The organism is Candidatus Polarisedimenticolaceae bacterium, from assembly GCA_036275915.1.
Classification (GTDB): Bacteria; Acidobacteriota; Polarisedimenticolia; order Polarisedimenticolales; family DASRJG01; genus DASRJG01.
The window spans coordinates 336816-356800 of sequence record DASUCV010000022.1; the positions used below are offsets into that span (position 1 = coordinate 336816).

At 68.1% G+C, this 19985-nt stretch carries 20 protein-coding genes; 7 read left to right on the top strand and 13 right to left on the bottom strand.

Annotated features, from left to right (window positions below; translation table 11 throughout):
• Positions 1–17: 17 nt before the first annotated feature.
• Positions 18–902, top strand: a complete 885-nt coding sequence (gene fdhD, locus VFV19_18220; protein HEX4826242.1) for a formate dehydrogenase accessory sulfurtransferase FdhD — start codon at positions 18–20, stop codon at positions 900–902.
• On the opposite strand, the gene VFV19_18225 is transcribed toward fdhD, so the two are convergent.
• Positions 899–1561, bottom strand: coding sequence for a TetR/AcrR family transcriptional regulator (locus VFV19_18225; GenBank protein HEX4826243.1), 663 nt, complete (start codon positions 1559–1561; stop codon positions 899–901). The genes fdhD and VFV19_18225 overlap by 4 nt on opposite strands.
• A 94-nt stretch (positions 1562–1655) precedes the next feature.
• Here VFV19_18225 and VFV19_18230 point away from each other — a divergent pair, with 94 nt between their 5' ends.
• The gene (locus VFV19_18230; protein ID HEX4826244.1) at positions 1656–2885 is read left to right on the top strand and encodes an MFS transporter; all 1230 of its coding nucleotides are present in this window, start codon (positions 1656–1658) and stop codon (positions 2883–2885) included.
• Between the two features lie 20 nt (positions 2886–2905).
• Positions 2906–4261: an aminotransferase class I/II-fold pyridoxal phosphate-dependent enzyme gene (locus tag VFV19_18235; protein ID HEX4826245.1), complete on the top strand. Its 1356-nt coding sequence runs from the start codon at positions 2906–2908 to the stop codon at positions 4259–4261.
• On the opposite strand, the gene VFV19_18240 is transcribed toward VFV19_18235, so the two are convergent.
• From VFV19_18240 to VFV19_18290, 11 genes are all read right to left on the bottom strand, one after another.
• Positions 4262–5533 carry an ABC transporter permease gene (locus VFV19_18240; protein HEX4826246.1) on the bottom strand — a complete coding sequence of 424 codons (1272 nt, stop codon included), beginning with the start codon at positions 5531–5533 and terminating at the stop codon, positions 4262–4264.
• A 12-nt stretch (positions 5534–5545) separates the two neighbouring features.
• Complete coding sequence (locus tag VFV19_18245; GenBank protein HEX4826247.1) at positions 5546–6760, bottom strand: ABC transporter permease; 1215 nt, start codon at positions 6758–6760, stop codon at positions 5546–5548.
• 4 nt (positions 6761–6764) lie between these two features.
• The gene (locus tag VFV19_18250; protein HEX4826248.1) at positions 6765–8027 is read right to left on the bottom strand and encodes an efflux RND transporter periplasmic adaptor subunit; all 1263 of its coding nucleotides are present in this window, start codon (positions 8025–8027) and stop codon (positions 6765–6767) included.
• Positions 8028–8111: 84 nt separating this feature from the next.
• Positions 8112–9437, bottom strand: coding sequence for a transglutaminase domain-containing protein (locus VFV19_18255; protein ID HEX4826249.1), 1326 nt, complete (start codon positions 9435–9437; stop codon positions 8112–8114).
• Complete coding sequence (locus tag VFV19_18260) at positions 9434–9874, bottom strand: hypothetical protein (GenBank protein HEX4826250.1); 441 nt, start codon at positions 9872–9874, stop codon at positions 9434–9436. The genes VFV19_18255 and VFV19_18260 overlap by 4 nt, the downstream gene beginning before the upstream one ends.
• Before the next feature lie 35 nt (positions 9875–9909).
• The gene (locus tag VFV19_18265) at positions 9910–10569 is read right to left on the bottom strand and encodes a glutathione S-transferase family protein (GenBank protein HEX4826251.1); all 660 of its coding nucleotides are present in this window, start codon (positions 10567–10569) and stop codon (positions 9910–9912) included.
• Entirely contained in the window at positions 10566–10721 is a 156-nt protein-coding gene (locus VFV19_18270) for a hypothetical protein (GenBank protein HEX4826252.1), read from the bottom strand. The genes VFV19_18265 and VFV19_18270 overlap by 4 nt, the downstream gene beginning before the upstream one ends.
• 4 nt (positions 10722–10725) lie before the next feature.
• Positions 10726–12486 (bottom strand): putative ABC exporter domain-containing protein, encoded by a 1761-nt coding sequence (locus VFV19_18275; protein HEX4826253.1) that lies wholly within the window; start codon positions 12484–12486, stop codon positions 10726–10728.
• Positions 12483–13220 (bottom strand): ABC transporter ATP-binding protein, encoded by a 738-nt coding sequence (locus tag VFV19_18280; protein ID HEX4826254.1) that lies wholly within the window; start codon positions 13218–13220, stop codon positions 12483–12485. Before VFV19_18280 ends, VFV19_18275 begins: the two co-directional genes overlap by 4 nt.
• Positions 13217–13963: a tetratricopeptide repeat protein gene (locus tag VFV19_18285; GenBank protein HEX4826255.1), complete on the bottom strand. Its 747-nt coding sequence runs from the start codon at positions 13961–13963 to the stop codon at positions 13217–13219. The genes VFV19_18280 and VFV19_18285 overlap by 4 nt, the downstream gene beginning before the upstream one ends.
• Positions 13964–13988: 25 nt before the next feature.
• Positions 13989–15803, bottom strand: a complete 1815-nt coding sequence (locus VFV19_18290; protein HEX4826256.1) for a hypothetical protein — start codon at positions 15801–15803, stop codon at positions 13989–13991.
• 120 nt (positions 15804–15923) lie between these two features.
• On the opposite strand from VFV19_18290, the gene VFV19_18295 reads away from it, so the two are divergent.
• From VFV19_18295 to VFV19_18310, 4 genes are read left to right on the top strand one after another with little or no spacing between them, the layout of a single operon-like run.
• Entirely contained in the window at positions 15924–16469 is a 546-nt protein-coding gene (locus VFV19_18295; protein HEX4826257.1) for an RNA polymerase sigma factor, read from the top strand.
• The gene (locus VFV19_18300) at positions 16466–17311 is read left to right on the top strand and encodes a HEAT repeat domain-containing protein (GenBank protein ID HEX4826258.1); all 846 of its coding nucleotides are present in this window, start codon (positions 16466–16468) and stop codon (positions 17309–17311) included. Before VFV19_18295 ends, VFV19_18300 begins: the two co-directional genes overlap by 4 nt.
• A gap of 11 nt (positions 17312–17322) precedes the next feature.
• Positions 17323–18480 carry a hypothetical protein gene (locus VFV19_18305; GenBank protein HEX4826259.1) on the top strand — a complete coding sequence of 386 codons (1158 nt, stop codon included), beginning with the start codon at positions 17323–17325 and terminating at the stop codon, positions 18478–18480.
• 16 nt (positions 18481–18496) lie between these two features.
• Positions 18497–19147 (top strand): alpha/beta family hydrolase, encoded by a 651-nt coding sequence (locus VFV19_18310; GenBank protein HEX4826260.1) that lies wholly within the window; start codon positions 18497–18499, stop codon positions 19145–19147.
• Here the strand turns inward: VFV19_18310 and VFV19_18315 are convergent.
• Entirely contained in the window at positions 19141–19983 is an 843-nt protein-coding gene (locus VFV19_18315) for a tetratricopeptide repeat protein (GenBank protein HEX4826261.1), read from the bottom strand. The two genes, VFV19_18310 and VFV19_18315, sit on opposite strands and share 7 nt — an antisense overlap.
• Positions 19984–19985: the final 2 nt, after the last annotated feature.

Consider the following 19985-nt stretch of genomic DNA (forward strand, 5'->3'; position numbering starts at 1 on the left):
ATCATGCGGTGGAGCACATGAGCGGCCGGGCGGATTCCACGAGCGAAGCGCGGATCATCGTCTTCGACGACGGAAGGCGAGAGGCCCGGTCGGACGATCTCGCCACCGAGGAGCCGCTCGAGATCCGGCTCCGCGCCGCATCCCGTAACGAGAACGACACATTGCCACTTCACGGCCCTCGAAGGCCGGCCCACCGCGCGGTGGCCGTCACCATGCGAACGCCGGGCGCCGATGCGGAGCTTGCCGCGGGGTTCCTCTACGGCGAAGGTGTCCTGCGCAAGGCCGAAGAAATCTCGGCCGTCGGGTATTGCGACGACCCTTCGGTCGACGAAGCGAAGCGGCTCAACATCGTGAACGTCGACCTCCTGACCGCCGAGCTTCCCGATCTCGAGGCCTTGCACCGACATTTCCACGTGTCGAGCGCCTGCGGGGTCTGCGGCAAGACGAGCCTCGACGCATTGCGTCTCAACGCGCCGGCACCGATCGGTCCCGGCCCGGTCGTCCCTGCGGCGAGCCTCACCACGCTTCCGGAGAAGCTCCGATCGGAGCAGGGGATCTTTGCGACGACCGGAGGCCTTCATGCCGCCGGCCTGTTCGACGAGTCCGGCGAGCTGCTGGCCGTGCGCGAGGACGTCGGCCGGCACAATGCCGTCGACAAGCTCATCGGTTGGGCGTTCCTGTCGGGCCGCCTCCCGCTCTCGAACCACGTCCTGATGGTGAGCGGGAGAACGAGCTACGAGATCCTTCAGAAAGCGGTGATGGCAGGCGTCCCGATCGTGTGCGCGGTCTCGGCGCCGAGCACCCTCGCCGTGTCGGTCGCACGGGATTTCGGTGTCACGCTCATCGGCTTTCTCCGCGGCGGCCGGTTCAACGTCTACGCGGGTGCCGAACGCGTGGGCTAGCGGGACTCCACCTCGAGGTAGCTCAAGAACGCTCGCGTCAGCTCGCGCTTGAGCGTCGCGTCGTCCTTCGGCACGAGGTCCTTCCAGTCGGCGCCGCGGGTCGGGAGCACGACGACCTCGTAGAGCGTGCTGACCACCATCACGAGGCCGAGGGAGACCGCCATCCGTGGATTCGGATGGCCGATGTCCTTGCGGTTCGCCATGAGGAGATCGACGACCCGCTCGAAGGAGCGAATCTCGAGCTTCGCCGCCTTCCGAATGAACTCGGTGTCGAGCCGCCCCATCGTGAAATGCCGGAAGGCGCGAAGCAACGCCGCGTTGGCGCGATACGTGACGACCATCCCTCCCACGATCTGCTCGATGAAGACCTCGATCGGGATCTTCGCCGCCTTGACGGGGGTGAGGCCGGTCTTGAGGCGCTCGTCCTGCCGCTCGAGGATGCCGAGGATCGCCGCCTCGAGGAGCGCGTCCTTGTCGCGAAAGCGCCGGTAGACCGCCCCCGGTGTCAGCCCCGCGTGCGCGGCGATGCGCGGGATCGTCGTCCCCTCGACGCCGTGCTGGCCGAGAACCTCGGTGGCCGCCTTGAGCAGCTTCCGTAAGGATTCGCGGCTTCTCTCCTGCTGCGGCTCGAGGCTGGCGCTCTTCTTCGGCTTCGGCATCGTTCCCCTTATACCGGGTCCCCCGGAAATATCGATTGACGGCGGTTGAATGTAAATGTAAATTCGCATTTGCAAACAACCAGGAGGAGTCGAGATGAGCTCAGCCACCATGACCGCGGACGCCCCCGTCGCGACCGTTCACCCGCTCAAGAACCGCCCGTTCGTGCTGTGGTGGCTCGGCGCCACGACGTCCTTGCTCGGGGATCAGTTCTACCTCGTCGCGCTGCCCTGGATCGTTCTCCAGATCACAGGCTCCGCGATCGCGATGGGAACGGTCGCGATGTGCGCCGGCATCCCCCGCGCGGCGCTGATGCTCATGGGCGGGGCGGTCACCGACCGCGTCTCGCCGCGCAAGGTGCTCCTCATCACGGCGTCGGCGCGGGCGGTCCTCGTCGCGGCGATCGGTCTTCTGCTGGCCGTCCACGGGCTTCAGCTCTGGCACGTTTACCTGCTGGCGACGGCGTTCGGAGTCGCGGATGCGTTCGCGCTGCCGTCGGCGGGCCCGCTCCTCCGCTCGCTCGTCAAACCGGAGCAGCTTCCGGCGGCGAACTCGGTCTGGCAGAGCAGCGCCCTCCTTGCAAGCGTCGTCGGACCCGCGCCCGCGGGTGTGATCACGAAGGCGCTCGGCGCCGCCTGGGCCTTCTTCCTCGACGCCGTGAGCTTCCTCTTCGTCATCGCCGCCTTGTGGGTCGTGCCCGATCCACCTCGGGCGCCGTCCCCCACGCGGCCGAGCGTCTGGGGCTCGATTCGCGAAGGGATCGCCTACGTCATGAGCGACGTCCCTCTCCGCTCGCTCATGCTGCTTGCCGCCGCCATGAACTTCTGCCTGTCGGGACCGCTCTCCGTCGGACTCGCCTACATCGCGAAGAGCCGGTTCTCCTCGCCGACCGCGTTCGGCGGCTGGATCTCCGCCGTCGCGGCCGGAACGCTCGTCGGAATGCTGCTCGCCGGCACCTTCAAGTCGAAGCGTCGCGGCGTTCTGCTCGTCGGGACGGGCGCGATCCTCGGTGTCGCGATGGCGTGCATGGGCCTCCTCGCCGGCTTCTGGCCGATGGCCCTCCTCCTCTTCGTGATGGGCATCCTCAGCGGGTTCATCAACGTGCAGCTCCAGGCGTGGCTCCAGCTCCGCGTCGATCGCTCCGTTCTCGGACGGGTCGGCAGCGTTCTCATGCTGTCGTCGTTCGGGCTGATGCCGGTGTCGATGGCGGCCGCCGGGGTCGCTTCGGAGTGGAGCGTCACGTGGATGTTCGCGATCGGCGGCGCCGCGGTGACGCTCGTCGCCGTGTTCGGCGCCTGGCAGCGGGGGGTGCGCGAGATCGAGTAGCCTTCGCTCGGAGGACCGCGATGGACCGCCTCTCCGTCTCCCCCGACGAGTTCCGCCGGCTCGCCGCACGCGCCGTCGAGAGGGCCGCGCGCTACCTCGAGCGACTGCGCGATCTGCCATCGTTCCCGGCGACGTCGGGCGCCGAGAGCCTGGCCACGTTCGACCGGCCGCTCCCCGCGCGCGGCATGGGCGCAGCGGCGTTCGACGAGATCGAGAACGTCATCGCGAACTCCCGGCCGTGCGGGCCGGCGTTCTTCGGCTACGTGCTCGGCTCCGGCGAGCCTGTGGCGGCGGTCGCCGACCTCGTCGCGAGCGTGCTCAACCAGAACGTGACGGCGTGGCGCTCGGGCCCGGCGGCCGTGACGATCGAGCGCACCGTCGTGCGCTGGCTCGCGGAGGCGATCGGGTGTCCCGGCTTCACCGGCAGCCTCACCGGCGGCGGCTCGATGGCGAATCTGATGGCGCTCGCGATGGCGCGCGACGGGCAGGGAACGATCTACGCGTCATCGGAAGCGCACATGTCGATCCCGAAGGCGGCCGCCCTCCTGGGCCTCGGGCACGACGCCGTGCGTGCGATCGCCGTCAATGAGAGCTTCCGCATGATTCCGGAGGCGCTCGATCGCGCGATCGAGGAGGACGTCCGTGCGGGAAAGCGTCCGCTCGCCGTCGTCGCGACCGCGGGCACGGTGAACACCGGCAGCATCGATCCGCTCGAGGAGATCGCGGAGATCGCCGACCGCCGCGGCTTGTGGCTTCACGTCGACGGCGCCTACGGCGCGCTCGCGGCGCTCACCGTCCCCGAGCGATTCCGCGGCCTGGATCGCGCCGATTCCATCTCGCTCGACCCCCACAAGTGGCTCTACCAGCCGCTCGACTGCGGCTGTCTCCTCTTTCGCGACCGGACCGCGGCACGGGCGGCCTTCTCGCACACCGGCGACTACGCACGGACGCTGCAGAGCGATCCCGTGGAGAGCTTCGCCTTCTTCGACGAGTCGCTCGAGCTGTCGCGCCGCTTCCGCGCGCTCAAGCTCTGGCTCTCGCTGCGATACCACGGCGTCGACGCGTTTCGCGACGCGATCCGCGGCGATCTCGCGCTCGCGCAGCGTCTCGCCTCGCGGATCGACGCCGAGCCGGCGCTCGAGCGGCTCGCACCCGTCGCCTTGAGCGCCGTCTGCTTCCGGCACGAGGGCAGCGACGATTTCAATCTGCGCATCCTCCGGCGGACCATCGCGCGAGGACGCGTTTACCTCTCGAACGCGACCGTCCACGGACGGTTCGCGCTCCGCGCGTGCATCGTGAACCACCGCAGCACCGAGGAAGACGTCGACGCTGTGGTCGCGGAGACTCTCGCGGCCGCCGGGCAGGAATCCGCCTAGTCACTCGTAGCGCAGCGACTCGATCGGGTCGAGCCGCGACGCTTTGACGGCGGGATAGGCGCCGAAGAAGATCCCGACACCCATCGAGACCGCGAGGCCGACGATCGGCGACCAGAGGGGGATCTCGGCCGGCAGCGCGGAGACGTTCGCCTTGATGAACGACGCGATGCCGATGCCGATGGCCACGCCGATGAGGCCGCCCAGACAGCTCAGCGTGACGGCCTCGGTCAGGAACTGCCCGACGATGTCCCGCCTGAGAGCGCCGAGCGCCTTGCGGACGCCGATCTCGCGCGTCCGCTCGGTGACCGAGACGAGCATGATGTTCATCACGCCGACGCCGCCGATGAGCAGCGACAGCCCGGCGATGAACACCATCGCGCCGGTGATGCCGCCGGTGATCTGCTTGAACTGTCCGATGAGCTGGTCGGGGGTCGACACGCCGAAATCGTTCGGCTTGTTGAACGGCACCTTGCGGCGCTGGCGGAGCACCGAGATGCACTTGTCGACGACGAGCTGCAGGTCTTCGGTACGCCGCGGGACGACGCTGAGATTCACGCCATCTTCGAGCACACGGTACGGGAACTGGCGCTTGAACGTGCCGAACGGCAGGACGACCTTGTTGTCCGGCGACCACCCGAACTGCTCGCCCTTCCGCGCGAGGACGCCGATGACGAGATAGTGCATGCCGTCGACCGTGATGTCCTTCCCCAGCGGGTCCTCGAGCGGAAAGATCGCGTCCTTCACGTCGGCGCCGACGATCGCCATCGGCGCGGAGTGCGCGATCTCCGACGAGGTGAAGAAGCGCCCGTGGCCGACGTCGTACGAGGTGCCCTGCGGGTAGTACTCGTCGACGCCGAGCACGTAGGGAAGGTTCGCCTCGAGATTGCCGTGCTTGATGTGGAGCACGGCGTCGGTCTGCCCGCAGAGCCCCGACACGGCGGCAGCTTCGGGCACCGCGGCGCGCAGAGCGGCGGCATCGTCCATCGTGAGGTTGTGACGCTTCTTCTGCTCCTCGTAGTCCGAGTTCCCCGAGTTGAACGACTCGTCGTACTTCTTGAACTCGATGCGGTTCGCGCCGAACTTCTGGAGGTTGCCAATCACGTTGTTGTTGAACCCGGCGACGATCGCGACCATCCCCATGACCGTGGTGACGCCGACGACGATGCCGAGCGTCGTCAGTCCCGCGCGGAGCTTGTGCTCGCGGATCGCCTCGAGGGCGAAGCGCACGTTCTCCCAGAAGCCGCGTCGGAAGATCTCGAGCCAGCGTCGCATGATCTTGCCCTCCTACTCGTAGCGCAACGCGTCGATCGGCGTCTTCTTGGCTGCGAGGGCCGACGGCGCGAGTCCGGCGACCACGCCGACGACGAGCGCCAAGCCGAGCCCCAAGAAGATGAACTCGGCCCGGACCAACGCGGGAAAGACGGCGCTGATCGCGACGGCGACGAGGCATCCGAGCGCGGCCCCGGCGAGGCCGCCGGAGAGCGACAGCATCGCCGCCTCGACGAGGAACTGGCGGCGGATGTCCTTCGAGCGCGCGCCGATCGCCTTCCTGAGGCCGATCTCGCGCGTCCGTTCGACGACCGAGACGAACATGATGTTGGCGATCACGATCGCCCCGACGACGAGCGACATCCCCGAGACGACGATCGTCGCGAGGTACGCGCCTTGCGAGATCGACCGCCAGATCGCCGCCACGGCGCGCGAGCCGACGACGCCGAACGGATCGTCCGACGAGAAGCGCGTCTTGCGCGCCGAGCGCAGGATCGTGCGGACCTCGTCCTCCATGCGGTCGAGCCCGGCCATGCCGCCGATGGGCCGCGCGAGGATCGCGAGGTTCTGGTCGCTGCTCAGCACCTTCTTGAGAAAGGTGATCGGGACGAACGCGACCTTGTCGCGCGCCTGGCCCATCATCGTGCCGAGCTTCTTCTGCACGCCGACGACGCGCACCGGATAACCCTGGACGAAGACGGTGCGGCCGAGAGGATCGACGCCGGGGAACATCGCGTCCTTGAGGTCCGCCCCGATGATGGCGACCGCGGTCGCGTGCGCCTCTTCGGCGGGGTTGAAGAATCGGCCCGACTCGAGGTCGAGGTTGAGCATGGTGTCCGCGTTCGAGGTGTACCCCGTGACCTCGACGCCGCCGAGCGTGTGACGGCCGGCCTTGACCGTCGCGGTCTGCTCGGCCTGCGCCCCGACGGCCGCGCACGACCTGCAATTCGCCTCGACGAGCCGGCAGTCCATCATCGTGACCGGCTTGCGCCGGTTCGCCATCAGGAACTCGGTGCGGCTCCTCAGGATCCCGTATTTCGTGAAGACGAGGACGTCGGGGTTCAGGTTCACGAGGTTCGTGGCCACGAACTCGTTCAGGCCGGAGATGACCGAGACGACGGCCACCACGGTCATGACGCCGATGATGACGCCGAGCAGCGTCAGCCCCGACCGGAGCTTGTGGCTCCCCAGCGACCGAAGCGACGTGAAGAACAGCTCGCGCAGGTCCACGGCGCTACGACGACCCCGCCCCCGACTCGGCGGCCTTCTTCTGCTCTTCGGTCATCTCCTTGACCTTGTCCCCTTCCTTGAGCGACCTCAGCGTCTTGAACGGACCGCTGATCACCGTCTCGCCTTCCTTGACGCCGTTCTCGACCTCGACGTCGAGCTCGCCGGTGAGGCCGGTCTTGACCGGCACGAAGCGCACCTTGCCGTCGGCGACGCCGTAGACCCCTTCCTCGGTCTTGATCCGGCCCGTCGTGTCCTTCTCCCCCTTCGGAGAATCGCGGATCACGACCGCGGCGAGCGGGATCGTCGGCACCTTCGACTTGGTGCCGGTGATGATGTCGGCCGTCACCGAGAACCCGGGCCGGATCGTCGGCGGCGGGTCGATGATCTTGACCTTGACCTTGAAGTTGATCGCTTCGGTCGTCGCGATGAGACCCTGCAGCTCGGTGTCGTCCTTCAGGATCGGCGAGTGCCCCACCTCGGTCACGACGCCGTCGAACTTCCTGCCGGGATATGAGTCGAGCGCGAGCATCGCCTTCTGGCCGACCGTGATGTTGGGCGTGTCGGTCTCGTCGACCATGAGCACCGCCTGGACGGTCGCCATGTCGGAGATCGTCATGAGCTGCGTGCCCGGGTTGTTCATCGTGCCGAGCACGGTGACCTCGCCGGCCTTCACGCGGAGCGTCGTCACGATCCCGGAGATCGGCGCGCGCACCGTCGACTTCGTCACCGTGTCGTGGTTCGCGTTGACGATCGCGCGATTCTGCGCGATGCGCTGCTCCGCGGCGGCGTAGGCTCCCCTGCTGCTGTCGAAGCTCGATTGCGCGCGCTGGTAGTCCGCCTCGGGGATGATCCCCGCTTCGTGGTTCTTCCGCGCGCGGCCGAGATCGTTGTCGGCCTGGTCCATCGCCGCCTTCGCCGAGTCGAGGTCCGCGAGGCTCGCCTGCACCGCGGCCGCCGAGCTGGCCTCTTCCGCCGCCGCCCGGTTCTTGTCGATCTGGAGGAGGAAGTCCCCCTTCTCGACCCGGTCGCCCTCGCGGACCACGAGGTTCACGATCTGGCCCATGATCAACGCCGAGAGGTCGACCTTGTTCTCGGCCTGGATCTTCCCGTTGGCGATGACTTTTCCGACGACGTCCTGGACCTTGACCTTGGCCATCGTGACTTCGGTGGCCTGGTTCTTCTTCTTATAGATGCCCGCGCCGACCCAGCCGCCGAACACCAGAACGATGACGGCGACGATGAGCTTCCCCTTGTGCCGCTTCCACATCCCGATTGAGCCCCTTTCCCCGGGAGAACCCCCTGGCGACCCAAGAGGATACGCGGGAAGGGCGTGAATTGTTCCCGGTCGTGGTCAGTGCGTGATCGAAGCCGACTGGGTCTCGCGCCGGAAGCTGAAGTCCGCCTTGATCTTGACCGGCTTTCCATCGACCTCGAGCACGGGGTGGGCGAGGAAATTGATCGGCCCCCCGGCGGGACCGGGGTCGACCACGAGGTCGCGCCCACGGGAGAGCTCGATGCGATTCGCGGGGTTGTGGCCGAAGTAGTAGGTGGCGAGGCGCTTGTTCTTGTCCGCCTCGCTCACGTCGACCGGCCACCACTTGCCGTCGGCATGGAACTCGGCCCAGCAGTGATAGCCGTCGATGCCGCCGTCGTCGCGCTCGGAGGGAATCGACGCGCCGATGGCGAAACGGGCCGGGATGCCGATCGAGCGCGCCAGAGCGATAAAGTAGGCGTGGAAATCGGTGCAGTTGCCGTGCTTGGCGTCGCACGCGAACTCCGCATCGCCGTTGCCCCAGCCCTCGCCGTTCTTCGCGTAGCGCATCTTCTCGATGACGTGATCGTAGAGCGCGCGGGCGCGCATGAGATCGGTCGGCTTTCCCTTGGTGACCTCTTTCGCGATCTGCCGGAACTTCTCGTCGTTCGGAACCAGCTTTTCCGGCGCCAGGAACGTCTTCGGGGAGCCGGAGCCGGCGTACGGCGCCTTCTCGATGCGCTTGACGTCGTACTTCACCTCGACGATCGAGCCGGCATCCTCGGGGACGAGCGTCACGAACAGAACCTTGTTGCCGTGCGCCTTCTCGTCCAGCTCGCGATGCGACGCCGGCGCGTGGAGCTCGTCGACGGTGACAGTTTGAAAGGCGTCCGTTTGGGCGAGCGGGATCCAGAGCTTGGCGGGACCGGAGAGCGCCGGAACCTTGACCCGGTAATCGAACTCGAATCGATCCTCGCCGCGGATGACGCCGAGGAGCGCATCCGGCGCCTCGGTGACCGGCACGCGGATCCACGTGCCGTCGTCCTTCTGGTCCCAGGCGTAGAGCGGCTGCCCGTCGATCTTGTGGACGGTGGTCTCCGTGACCGTCGCCGGACCGGGCAGCCCCTTCATGAAGAAGTCGACGTCGTACACCGGCCCGTCGGTGCCGACGAGATCGACACACGCGAACTGCACGCCGCCGCCGAGATCGGCCAGGTACTCGGTATGGACGCGCACGAGCTTGAGCTGCAGGTCGTGCCCCTCGTACGGCACGCGGAAGTACCCGTCGCCCGCCTTGGTCGCCGCGAGAATGTGATCCTGAATCGCTTTCTCGATCTGCTCGATCGGAACGCGGAGCGCGGGGGGCTTCTGCGACGCGAGAACGAGCGATGGAAGGAGCGCCGCGAGAGCGAGAGTCGCCTTCATGGCTTGGGATGCTCGGGGTGCTCGCCCTTCGGATGCTCGTCGCCCTTCACCTTCATGGCGCCCGCCTTGCCCTTGAACGTGTAGCTCGTCGCGCCCGAAGGCGACGTGTTCACCGCCGTCGCCTCGACGGCGCCCCCCTTGATCGTCCCCGTCCAGGCCATCGACTCTCCCTTGTCGTTGGTCGCGGTCGCGGTGAAGGTCGTGACGCCGTCCTTCTCGCTGACGGTGTAGGGCGCCTCGCGGAAGCCGTAGGCGACGCAGGCCGCGGACAGGAACTTGCCGCCCTTGAACGTGAGGGTGTCCTTGTCGCTCTTCGAATCGCCGGCCTTGTTGAGCTCGCCGGAGAACACCTTCCCGTCGAGGCTGGCGTGCTCTTCGGCGAGAACGTTGTTGAGTGAGACCGTGAAGAAAAGGATCGCGATGACGGCTGTCTTCATGGTTCGTCTCCCGGGTCGATCGTTTCCATCGTACGTCAAGAAGGTCTCTGACTGGGGTACAGCTCCCATTGCAGGGCCTGCATCCGTTCCGGTGACGTCGCGGCGACGCTTTCGCGGGAAGCGTGACGCTTCGTTCGCGCTTCAATCCAGGGGAAGGCGCGCGCCTCCTCGCGGAATCGATAGTGACCGAGGTGGTCCCACATGCAGATCAGGGCGATGTCGAGGTACGAGAAACGGACGTCCGGCCAGATCGCCCCGGCGTTACCTTCGAGCCACGCCAAACCGCGCGCCACCACCTCGCGGTATCGCTGAAAGTATCTCGTCCCCGTCTCGAGCCCGCTCCTCTTGGAGAGCAGAAGCTCCACCTCCGCGCCCATCACCGCCGAGACGATCGAGAGCGCGTTGCGCTGCGCGACGTCCATGGAGAAGAACGCGAACCGATCGGCGCCTCGGTCGTAGGTCTCGAGCACGTGGCGGGCGATCTGGTCCGACTCGATGACCCATGTCGTGCCGTCCCGAAGGACCGGGACACGCAAGATCGGATTCCCACCGAAGTCGGCGGGATCCGCGGACAGGAGATCGGGGACGAACGTCTCGGCGTGGGCGAGGCCGATCTCGCGCAACACGATGCGCACCTTGCGGGAGAAGTGCGACAGCGGGGTCAGAAAGAGGACGCGCTCCGGTGAATCGGTCATTCGTCCCTCCGTCTTGCGGCGACTCCTCCGATCGCGGCGCCGAGAACCACGCCGATGCAGATCCAGAGCGCCATCGCGTGCGTCGCCGCCCCCATCGCGACGCCGATGCCGATGCCGACCGCGATCCAGACCGCCGCCGGTCGTCCTTTCATGCGCCTATCTCCCGATCTCGAGCAGCTCCTGCGACGGGTCGAGCGCGGACCACAACTTCGTGGCGAAGCCGATGAGCATGACGCCCAGGCCGAAGAGCGGCACCGCCGCGAGAACGCCCCACAGCGGGAACGCCCACGCGCTCCACGGTAAGCCCATCCAACGCTGGATCAACATCGCGAGACCGACGAGGAGGGCGCTGGGGATGAGCGCGATCGCGACCCCGAGGAACATCGCCGTCCCGACGATCGTGTTGCGTCCCACCGCCGCGATGCCGCGCTGGGTGTCGGCCGTCTGGACCATCCACGCCGGAATGAAGAGCGTGGCCGTGTTCTGGAGCGCCGAGATCGCGAACGCTGCGCCGGCGAGAAGGGGCACGAAGCTCGGGAGGCCGAGGAGCACGAGCCCCGTGGTCGAGACTCCGAGCGTGCCGGACACCGGGAAGATGCGCAGCGGAACGCCGTTGGCGGCGCTGATCTGCGCACCGAACGTTCCGGCGAGCGCGACCCCCAGGCCGAACATTCCGACGAGCGTGCTCAGGCTCGCGGACGAGACCACCTCGGCGAGGACGAACCGGAACGGTGCCACGGGCCACGTGCGCACGAGCTCGAGGTGCTGGAGCTCCGTGCGCAGGTCGTTGGTCCACGACATGCCGCCGAAGACCGGTGCCGTCGCCGCGGTGAAGAGGCCGGCACCGGCGAGGACGCCGTAGATGGCCGGGTAGACCGGCACGATCCACGCGATCGCGACGAGAGCAACGAGGAGCAGGGCCGCCGAAGCGATCGCCCGCGTCATCGGAATACGCGAGACGCGCATCAGGTTCTTCCAGACGATCGCGACCTCGGCGCGGCCGGCGCCCTTGAGCTCGAACACCTGCCAATGACGGCCGAGCTTTCCTCGCGCGCGCGACCCGCGGCGTCCCCGGGCGCCCCGCTCGTCGTTCGCCTTCGCCCACTCGAGCGACGCCTCCTCGAACGGCGCGCGGCTGCGCAGCACGATCTCGAGCTGCACCAAAGCCAGAATCGCGACGGGAAGGGCGGCGACGAGGATCTTCGCGGTGCCTTGGGCGAGGAGCGGCGCCGTCAGAAGGCGTCCGGGCAAGAGTAGCGCGGTCAGGAGTCGAGGCGCCGCCGGCGGAGATGTGGCGCCACTGGCGACGAGCAGCTGAATGAAGCGCGAGGCGAGCGCGATCAGGACGGCGGCATAGCCGCCGGCGACCGCGGTCACGATCGCGCGGCGAGCGACCGCGCGCGGGTGCTCGCGCTGCTCGAGCAGGAACATCGATCGCCACGCGGCGTTCAAGCCCCAGAACGCGAAGAGTGCGAGGAGCCCTGGAAAGTGGAGCGGACCGAGCACGAGCGAAAGGAGCGTCGCGGTGACCACCGTGCCGATCCCGGCCTTGAGCAGCCCGTAGCCGATCACCTGGCGCCGCGCGAGCGGTGCCTGAAGGAGCATCGTCAGCTCGGCCTCGCGAAAGCGCAGACCGGGACGCCCCCACGGCAGGAGCCATGGAAGCAGCATCGCGAGCGTGACGGCGAGCGCGACACCGAGCGATGCGGTATCGGCCCACGGTCCCGGAATCCGATCGATGCCTCCCGCTCGAAGAGGCGTGTTCGCCCGCAGCAGCGGACGCCCCACCCACGTGAGCATCCAGAGCGTGCCGACGACCGCGCCGACCAGGTACTTCGGCTGCCGCAGCAGGCGAAGCGAGCGGACGACGCGGCCGCGAAGCGTGAGCGCCTGGAGCTCGACCAGGACGCGGATCACGCGGGAAGGTCCTCGTCCTCGCCGACGGTCTTGAGGAAGATCGACTCGAGATCACCGCGCGCCCCTTCGGGAAGCGCGCCGCGGATCTCGTCGAGCGTACCGTCGAGGGCCTTCTTTCCGCCGACGACGATGACGACGCGGCGGCACAGCTCCTCGACGAGGTGGAGCATGTGCGACGAGAGGATCACGGCGACTCCGCTTCGTGCCGTCTCGCGGATGCGGTCCTTCATCCGCCGGATCGCCACGGGGTCGAGGCCGGTGAGCGGCTCGTCGAGCAGGAGCGCCTCCGGGCGGTGGAGGAGCGCCATCGCGACCATGAGCTTCTGCTTCATGCCGCGCGACAGCTCGGAGGGATAGGCGTCCTTGCGATCGCCCAGCTCGAGCTCGTCGAGCAGCGTCTCGGCGCGGGCCGCGCCGTCCGCCACGCCGTAGAGGCGGGAGGTGATCCGGAGATGGTCGCGCGCGGTCAGGTAATCGAAGAGACGCGGCTCGTCGGGAACGAAGGCCGTACGGCGCTTCGCTTCGACGGGATCCTTCTCGAGATCGAACCCGGCGATGCGGATCGACCCCGCGGTCGGCGGGATAATGCCGGAGGCGCACCGGAGCGTCGTCGTCTTGCCGGCGCCGTTCGGCCCGACGAGACCGAGGATCTCGCCGCGCTCGACGCGGAGCGAGAGACCGTCGACGGCGTTCAGCGCGCCATAACGCTTCGAGAGTCGGTCGATGTCGATCATGGCAAAGCCGAGAGCTGTTTTTGCAGCGCCTTCCCTTTACTGAACCACGCCCGCTCGGTCCGTAGCACGAAGCGCGGAGCCGTCCGCTTTGTGTCGTCGAGACGGGTCAGCCATTCGCGCGCTTCGTCGGGCCGGTTCCGGTCCTTCAGGAACGCGGCGTACTGGAACAGCATCTCCGGAGTGCTCGTGCGCTCCATGGTCGCCGAGAAGACGCGCTCGGCATCGGCGCCCCGGCCGACGGCGTCGTAGGCGCGCGCCAGGTACATGCCGCCGCGGTAGAAGTCCAAGGTCGGCTCCGACTTGAACGCCATCTCGAGATCGGGAACGGCCGCCGCGGCATCGCCCAGCTCGAGCGCCGAGCGGCCGCGGAAGTAGAACGTCCGTGCCGAGTCGCTCCGGGTCTTGATCGCCCGGTCGAACGTCTCGCGCGCCTTCGCGTATTCCTTCTCGTCCCAGTAGAGCTCGCCCAGCTCCTCGAGATTGGCGACCGACGGATTGTCGACGATCTGCGCCTCGACGGCGGAGATGCGCGTCTTGCGGTCCCGGCGCCTCGCGGCCACGCGGAGGATGTCCGCCTCCGAGAAGACCTCGACGATGAGATAAGCGGCGGCCCCGACGAACCCACCAATGAAGATGATCCACAGCCACATCATGCTGGCGCGGCGGCGCCAGAAGAAGTGCGCCACGGCGGCGATCTGGAGGAACATCCCATAGGGGTAGAAGAGGTGCGTGAGGAACCCCATGGGGGCGGATTCTACGTCGTTTCGCCTACGGAGCCTCGCCAAACGCGGGGATCTCGTAGAGCGCCGCGCTTCCGCTCGCCGCAAGCGGGGCGGGAAGCGCCGCGATGAGCGCGCTCAGCCACGCATCTTGCCCGCGGAACGCCGCGAGCGAAGGATAGTGCGCGGCATCGGCACGGATGCGTGCCGGATCGACGATGAGATGGCTGAAGCCTTGGCGCCGCATCTCGGTGAGCGCCGCTTGAGGCGAGTCGCCCGCCGCCAGCCGTTCCGCAAGCGGGTGGAGGTTGAAGACGGTCGGCGCGGCGTGCGGCACGTCAAGGCCGAAGTGGCGGTTCTCGCCGACGACGAGCACGAGGTCCCGCGGGCCGAGACGGCGGCCCGCCGCCACATAGACCTCCGTGAACGGCAGCGACCGGGCGACGAACGCATCCGGCGAGAGCGCGCCGAGCGCCACCGTCGCGCCGCCGGTGAATGCGGTGAGGTCGAGCACGGCTCGCCAGGCTCCTAGGCCGGCGAGCAGGACGACGATCGGGACGAGCGCGAGAGCCACGCCTCGACGCCGCGAGGCGGCCGCGATCCCGCCCGACGCCGCGACCGCGAACAATCCCGACGCCGCGACGAGAAAGCGCTCCCAGCGGTAGGTGACGAGCCAGAGCGCGACGAGCACGACGCCGAGCAGCACGAGAGAGCGCATCGCCGGCTCGTTCCTGCGGAGCCAGAAGCCCATCGGCACGGCGACGAGAAGCGTGAACCCCCACGCCGGATTCGGATAGCTACGCGCCGCCCCCGGGTCGCCGGTCACGAGGCGGCGCGCCGCGGCGGAGATCTCGCCGGCGCCGGGGAGGCCGCCGTGCGCGTCGAGGGCGAACGCCTCGGCGCCGCCCGGCGCCAGGCCGCGCGTCGCGATCGCCCGTGAGAAGACCGGCGCGACCGGGTTGCCGGTGGCGCGCGCATCGGCGATGAGCCAAGGGATCACCGCGATGAGCGGCGGCACGAGGAGCCACGCGGCGCGGCGCGGATGAAGGACGACGATCCCGACGCCGACCGGGACGATCCACCCCAGATACTTCGTGAGAACCGCGCCCGCCGCGAGGATCCCGGCGCGTCGCAGCCACGACCGGTCGGCGTCGCCCCGTGCGACGAGGATCGAACCCAACGCCCCGAACGAGAACGCACCGTGCCCGAGATCGGCGGCGGGGATCCCGAAGGCGAAGATCGCGATCGGCAGCGTCGCGAGAAGCGCGACCGCGATCGGCGCCGCGGCCTCGTCGTGGAAGAGCCGGCGCGCGAGATCGCCGGCCATCGCGAGGAGCATGAGCCCGACGACGAGGTTCACATCGTTCGCGGCCGCCTCCCCCGAGGCCGCCAACGCGGCACCGAAGAGGACCGACATGCCGGGAGGAAACCACGAGTGCAGGCTCCAGCTCTCGGGAGCGATGCGGCCCTGCACGAGCCACAGGCCCGGCTGCGCGAAGTGATACGACAGCGTGTCGAAGAAGACCGGGGGGACCCGATCCCAGAAAAAACCCAGCGCGGCGACGACGGCGATCGTCGAACCGGCGGCGATCTCGCCCCCGGTCGCGGGCGGTCGCGCCGTCCGCTTCGCAAGGTCCCACACGATCGACCCCGCGAGGACCGCTCCCGCCAATCCGAGGAGCGGAGCCGGCCTGTACATTCCGGGAAAGAGTCCGACGGCGAGCATCGCCGCCATCAGCACGGCGAGGCCCACCGGCGCGTCCCAGGCGAAATGAGCGAAGCCGGTCAAGGTCGAGCGGGAGATGCGGCGCCCGAGCGACGCGCATCCCCAGATCAGGAAGACCGCGAGCACGAGCCGCACCATCGCGCGCGAGTATACGTGGTCGCGGTGGTACGATCGGCGAACGCTCGGGCCCAGCGGCCGCGATAGAGCCGGCTGCTAACAAACCGCCGCGACCGGTGTCTTTATGGGTCGGAGGGCGTGTTGGAACTGTTCGAACCGACGGATGACGAGCTGATCGCGGCGATCCGGTCGGGGTCGGATCTGGCCTTCGACCGGCTCATGCGGCGATACCGCCGCCTCGTCTACCGCGTCGCCTACGGGTACGTGGGCGACCCGGACGATGCGCTCGACGTCGTCCAGGAGACTTTCCTGAAGGTTTACTCGCGCCTGTCGAGCTTCCGCGGGGAAGGCACGCTGAAGAGCTGGATCGTGCGGATCGCGGCGAACGAGGCGATGAACCGGAAGAGGTCCTCCGCACGCCTGGAGACGACCGAGCTCGACGAGTCGAGCGGTTACGCGCGTCATCCCGGCGAGCGCCTGGTCGCGGGGCGCGCGCTCACCCGCTCGCTCGCCGCGCTCGGCGCCAAGCACCGGCTCGCCATCGTTCTTCGTTACTACGGAGAGCGCTCCACGCGCGAGATCGCGGCGGCGCTCGAATGCAGCGAGGGGACCGCAAGGAACGTCCTGTTCCGCGGCCTCGCGAAGCTGCGCACATTGATGAACGCGTCCGAGGAGTCACTCCGATGAGCGACTGTCCCCGTTTCGAATCCATCGCCGAATTGCGCGCGCACGCCGCGTCGTGCGAACACTGCCGAGGATTACTGGCGATTCACGATGCGCTCACCGAAGCGGCGGCGCGCATGCCCGAGCCCGACGAAGACGAGCTCGACCTTCGTCAAGTCCGCGTCCTGAGGCAGCTCTCGCGCCGTCGCACCGGCCGTCCTCTTCGGTTCGCCGCGATCGCGGCGGGCATCGTCCTGCCGTTCGTCATCGGGCTCCTCGTCGGCCGGTCGAGCGATCGCCCCTCGTCGCGCCTCATGGATTCGCTCCGCGCCGAGGCGGCGTCGAACCGGGAGCTCGCGGACGTCGAGGACTCGCCGTTCACCTACTCGAACGTGTCCTTCCGGCGACTCCCGGACGATCGCGTCGCGCTCGACTTCGACGTCACGACCCACCTCGCGACCGTCGATTCGATCCGCTCGCCGCTCGCCCGCGAGGTCGTCGCGCAATCGCTCCTGAACCCGTCGAGCGTGGGCGAGCGCCTGAAAGCGATGTCGTTCGCCGCCGGCGGCCTCGATCCGACGATCGAGAAAGCGGTGATCTTCGCCCTGCGGCGAGACGAGAACGTCGCGGTGCGCCTCGCCGCGCTCACCGTCCTCGCCTCGCGCCTCGACGAGGAAGGGGTGCGATCCGCGCTGATGGACGCTCTCAAGGACGACCCGTCGGTGCAGGTCCGCCTCGCGGCGCTCGAGTCGCTCGCGTCGCGTCCCGTCGATCGCCGGCAGATCCGCGAGGCGATCCGCACGCGACCGGCGCCGGGGAACGAAGCGCTCATGGTCCGGCTCGCCGAGCTCGAGAAGAAACTTTGAAGGAGGATCCGATGAAGAGAGTACTGCTCGTGGCCGCTCTGGTCTTCACCGCCGTCGGTGTGGCATCGGCCACGGAATCGTCCGGCAGCCGCGATTTCAAGGTCGCCGCAGGAGGCAAGCTGACGCTCGAGCTCAAGACCGGAGGCGGCGTGAAGATCGCCGGAACGGGTGGGTCATCCGTCACCGTATCGTACAAGCTCTCATGCTCGCCCGATTGCGGGATCGAGTTCACTCAGAGCGGAAGCGACGTGAGAGTCGAGACCAAATATCAAAGCGGCCAACACAGCCAGACCTCGAACATCGAGCTCGAGATCCGCGTGCCCAGCCGCTACGACGTCGCGATCGACTCGATGGGAGGCGGCCTCTCCATCGACGGGGTCACGGGCGCGTTCAGCGGCGAGACCAAGGGCGGCGAGATTTCTCTCCACGACGTCGAGGGCGAGGCGAAGCTCAAGACGATGGGCGGAGAGATCAGCGTCAAGGATTCCACGCTCGATGGTTCCGTGTCGACGATGGGCGGAGAGGTCACGATCGAGAACGTGACCGGCAACGTCAAGGGCAGCTCGATGGGCGGCAATGTCAGTTACAAGAACGTGCGCCGAACGGACGGCAAGCTCGCGTCGCCGCCGAACACCGGCGGCGCCGACGGTGCAGAGGTCGGCCCCGAGACGGTTCAGATCTCGACGATGGGAGGAGAGATCAACACCGACGACGCTCCGGAAGGCGCCGACGTGATGACGATGGGCGGCAACATCACGGTCAAGAACGCGGGCAAGTTCGTCCGCGCCAAGACGATGGGCGGAGACATCAAGCTCGACGCGGTGGATGGCTGGGTCAAGGCCACGACGATGGGCGGCAATATCGATGTGGCCCTCAAGGGCGGCGGCGGGGACGTCGAGCTGACCTCGATGTCCGGAACCGTCGTGCTCCACGTGCCGTCGGGCTTCGGCATGAACCTGGACCTCGAGATCGCGTTCACCAAGAACAGCAGCAAGGAGTACACGATCACCGCACCGGGCGGCGGAGCGCCGAGCGTCAGCCCCGATTGGGACTACAGCCAGGGCAGCGCGCGCAAGTACATTCGCAAGTCGGCGGCGGTGGGCGGCGGCGGCCACAAGGTGACGATCAAGACCGTGAACGGCGACATCACGGTGGTCGCGGATCGGTAGCAGTACACTCGGCTCGATGGCACGCGCGATCGAGTCCGGCGAGATCGCGGGGCTGCTCGAGGCCCCGCGATCCGCTTCCCACCTTCTCGTGTTCGCTCACGGCGCCGGAGCGGGGATGCGGCACGCGTGGATGGAGGCGGCGGCCGCTTCCCTCGGCGAGCACGGGATCGCTTCCTTGCGCTACGAGTTCCCCTACATGCAACGGAAGTCGCGGCGGCCCGACCCGCCGCCGTTGCTCCAGGCGACCGTGCGGGCCGCAGTAAAGGCCGCTGCGGCGGCGGCGCCGGATCTGCCGCTCCTCGCCGGTGGCAAATCGATGGGCGGGCGGATGACGTCGCAGGCGGCGGCGACGGAGCCGCTCGCCGGCGTGAAGGGGCTCGTCTTCTTCGGCTTTCCGCTCCATCCGGCCGGAAAGCCGTCGATCACGCGCGCCGCGCACCTGTCGCGGGTCACGGTGCCGATGCTCTTCCTCCAGGGAACGCGCGACACGCTGGCCGACCTCGAGCTTCTGCGCCCGGTGCTCGCGGAGATACCCCTCGCCACGTTGAAAGTGTTCGAGGGAGCCGATCACATGTTCCATCTCCTCAAGTCGGCGGGCCGCTCCGACGCCGATCTACTCGCCGAGATGTCGCGAACGGTTGCGGAGTGGGCGAGCGGTCTTCAGTGATCGACCGTCAGCCTCTTGTATTCCTTCAGGTGGCGTAGCGACGCGATCGTCCGCCCGGATCGCTCGTAGAGCCTCGCCAGGTTGAAGTGGGCGTCGGCGCAGCCGCGCTCCCTCTTCACGATCCGCTCGTACACAAAGACGGCCTCGTCGCTGCGGCCCTGATCCTCGAGGACGACGCCGAGGTTGAAGGCGGCATCCACCGATTCCGGATGAGACGCGAGCGCGGCTCGGTACTGCTCCTCGGCGGCCGCGAGCTCACCCTGCTCGTGAAGCAGCCGGCCCAGGTTGATGTGCGCCTCCGCGTGGCTCGGAGCCAGCTCGAGCGCCCTGCGATAGGCGTCGCGCGCGTCGTCGGGAGCCGCGATCTCGAGGTGAACGCCCAGCTCGTACCAATCGTCGGCGTCGAACTCGACCTCGGCGCTTCTCGCCGCGCGCGCCGCACGCCGGACGATCGGTTCGGCGCTTTCCGCCAGCTCGGCCACGTCGAAATCGAAGAGCTGCTGGCCGTTCTCCGGATTCCACCGTTGCCCGCCGGCCCGCGCCACGACGCGATCCCCTTCCGCGACGATCGTCATCGCGGCGAGAGTGCGACCCTCGGGAAGCTCGTTCGCGAGTTTCTTCAAGATCCGTTTGACCCGCGACGGCGCGATGCGCGAGCGAACGAGCTCGCTCGCGGTACGAAGGACGACGACGTCCTGGAATGTGAACGCAAGCTCGCGCTTGGGTCCGCGCGCTGGCTTCAGGAACCCGGCGCGCACGTACGAATGCACGCGGCTGACGGGGAGCCCGAGGAGCTTGGCCACCTCCCGCGCCGAGTATCCCGTGGTGACCGACACGG

Excerpts from the sequence above, each read along its gene's own strand:
- VFV19_18255 (HEX4826249.1), bottom strand. The coding sequence starts at position 9,437 with ATGAAGGCGACTCTCGCTCTCGCGGCGCTCCTTCCATCGCTCGTTCTC.
- VFV19_18235 (HEX4826245.1), top strand. The coding sequence starts at position 2,906 with ATGGACCGCCTCTCCGTCTCCCCCGACGAGTTCCGCCGGCTCGCCGCA.
- VFV19_18230 (HEX4826244.1), top strand. The coding sequence starts at position 1,656 with ATGAGCTCAGCCACCATGACCGCGGACGCCCCCGTCGCGACCGTTCAC.
- VFV19_18265 (HEX4826251.1), bottom strand. The coding sequence starts at position 10,569 with ATGACCGATTCACCGGAGCGCGTCCTCTTTCTGACCCCGCTGTCGCAC.
- fdhD (HEX4826242.1), top strand. The coding sequence starts at position 18 with ATGAGCGGCCGGGCGGATTCCACGAGCGAAGCGCGGATCATCGTCTTC.
- VFV19_18305 (HEX4826259.1), top strand. The coding sequence starts at position 17,323 with ATGAAGAGAGTACTGCTCGTGGCCGCTCTGGTCTTCACCGCCGTCGGT.
- VFV19_18300 (HEX4826258.1), top strand. The coding sequence starts at position 16,466 with ATGAGCGACTGTCCCCGTTTCGAATCCATCGCCGAATTGCGCGCGCAC.
- VFV19_18225 (HEX4826243.1), bottom strand. The coding sequence starts at position 1,561 with ATGCCGAAGCCGAAGAAGAGCGCCAGCCTCGAGCCGCAGCAGGAGAGA.
- VFV19_18290 (HEX4826256.1), bottom strand. The coding sequence starts at position 15,803 with ATGGTGCGGCTCGTGCTCGCGGTCTTCCTGATCTGGGGATGCGCGTCG.
- VFV19_18260 (HEX4826250.1), bottom strand. The coding sequence starts at position 9,874 with ATGAAGACAGCCGTCATCGCGATCCTTTTCTTCACGGTCTCACTCAAC.
- VFV19_18250 (HEX4826248.1), bottom strand. The coding sequence starts at position 8,027 with ATGTGGAAGCGGCACAAGGGGAAGCTCATCGTCGCCGTCATCGTTCTG.
- VFV19_18270 (HEX4826252.1), bottom strand. The coding sequence starts at position 10,721 with ATGAAAGGACGACCGGCGGCGGTCTGGATCGCGGTCGGCATCGGCATC.
- VFV19_18310 (HEX4826260.1), top strand. The coding sequence starts at position 18,497 with ATGGCACGCGCGATCGAGTCCGGCGAGATCGCGGGGCTGCTCGAGGCC.
- VFV19_18240 (HEX4826246.1), bottom strand. The coding sequence starts at position 5,533 with ATGCGACGCTGGCTCGAGATCTTCCGACGCGGCTTCTGGGAGAACGTG.
- VFV19_18280 (HEX4826254.1), bottom strand. The coding sequence starts at position 13,220 with ATGATCGACATCGACCGACTCTCGAAGCGTTATGGCGCGCTGAACGCC.
- VFV19_18285 (HEX4826255.1), bottom strand. The coding sequence starts at position 13,963 with ATGGGGTTCCTCACGCACCTCTTCTACCCCTATGGGATGTTCCTCCAG.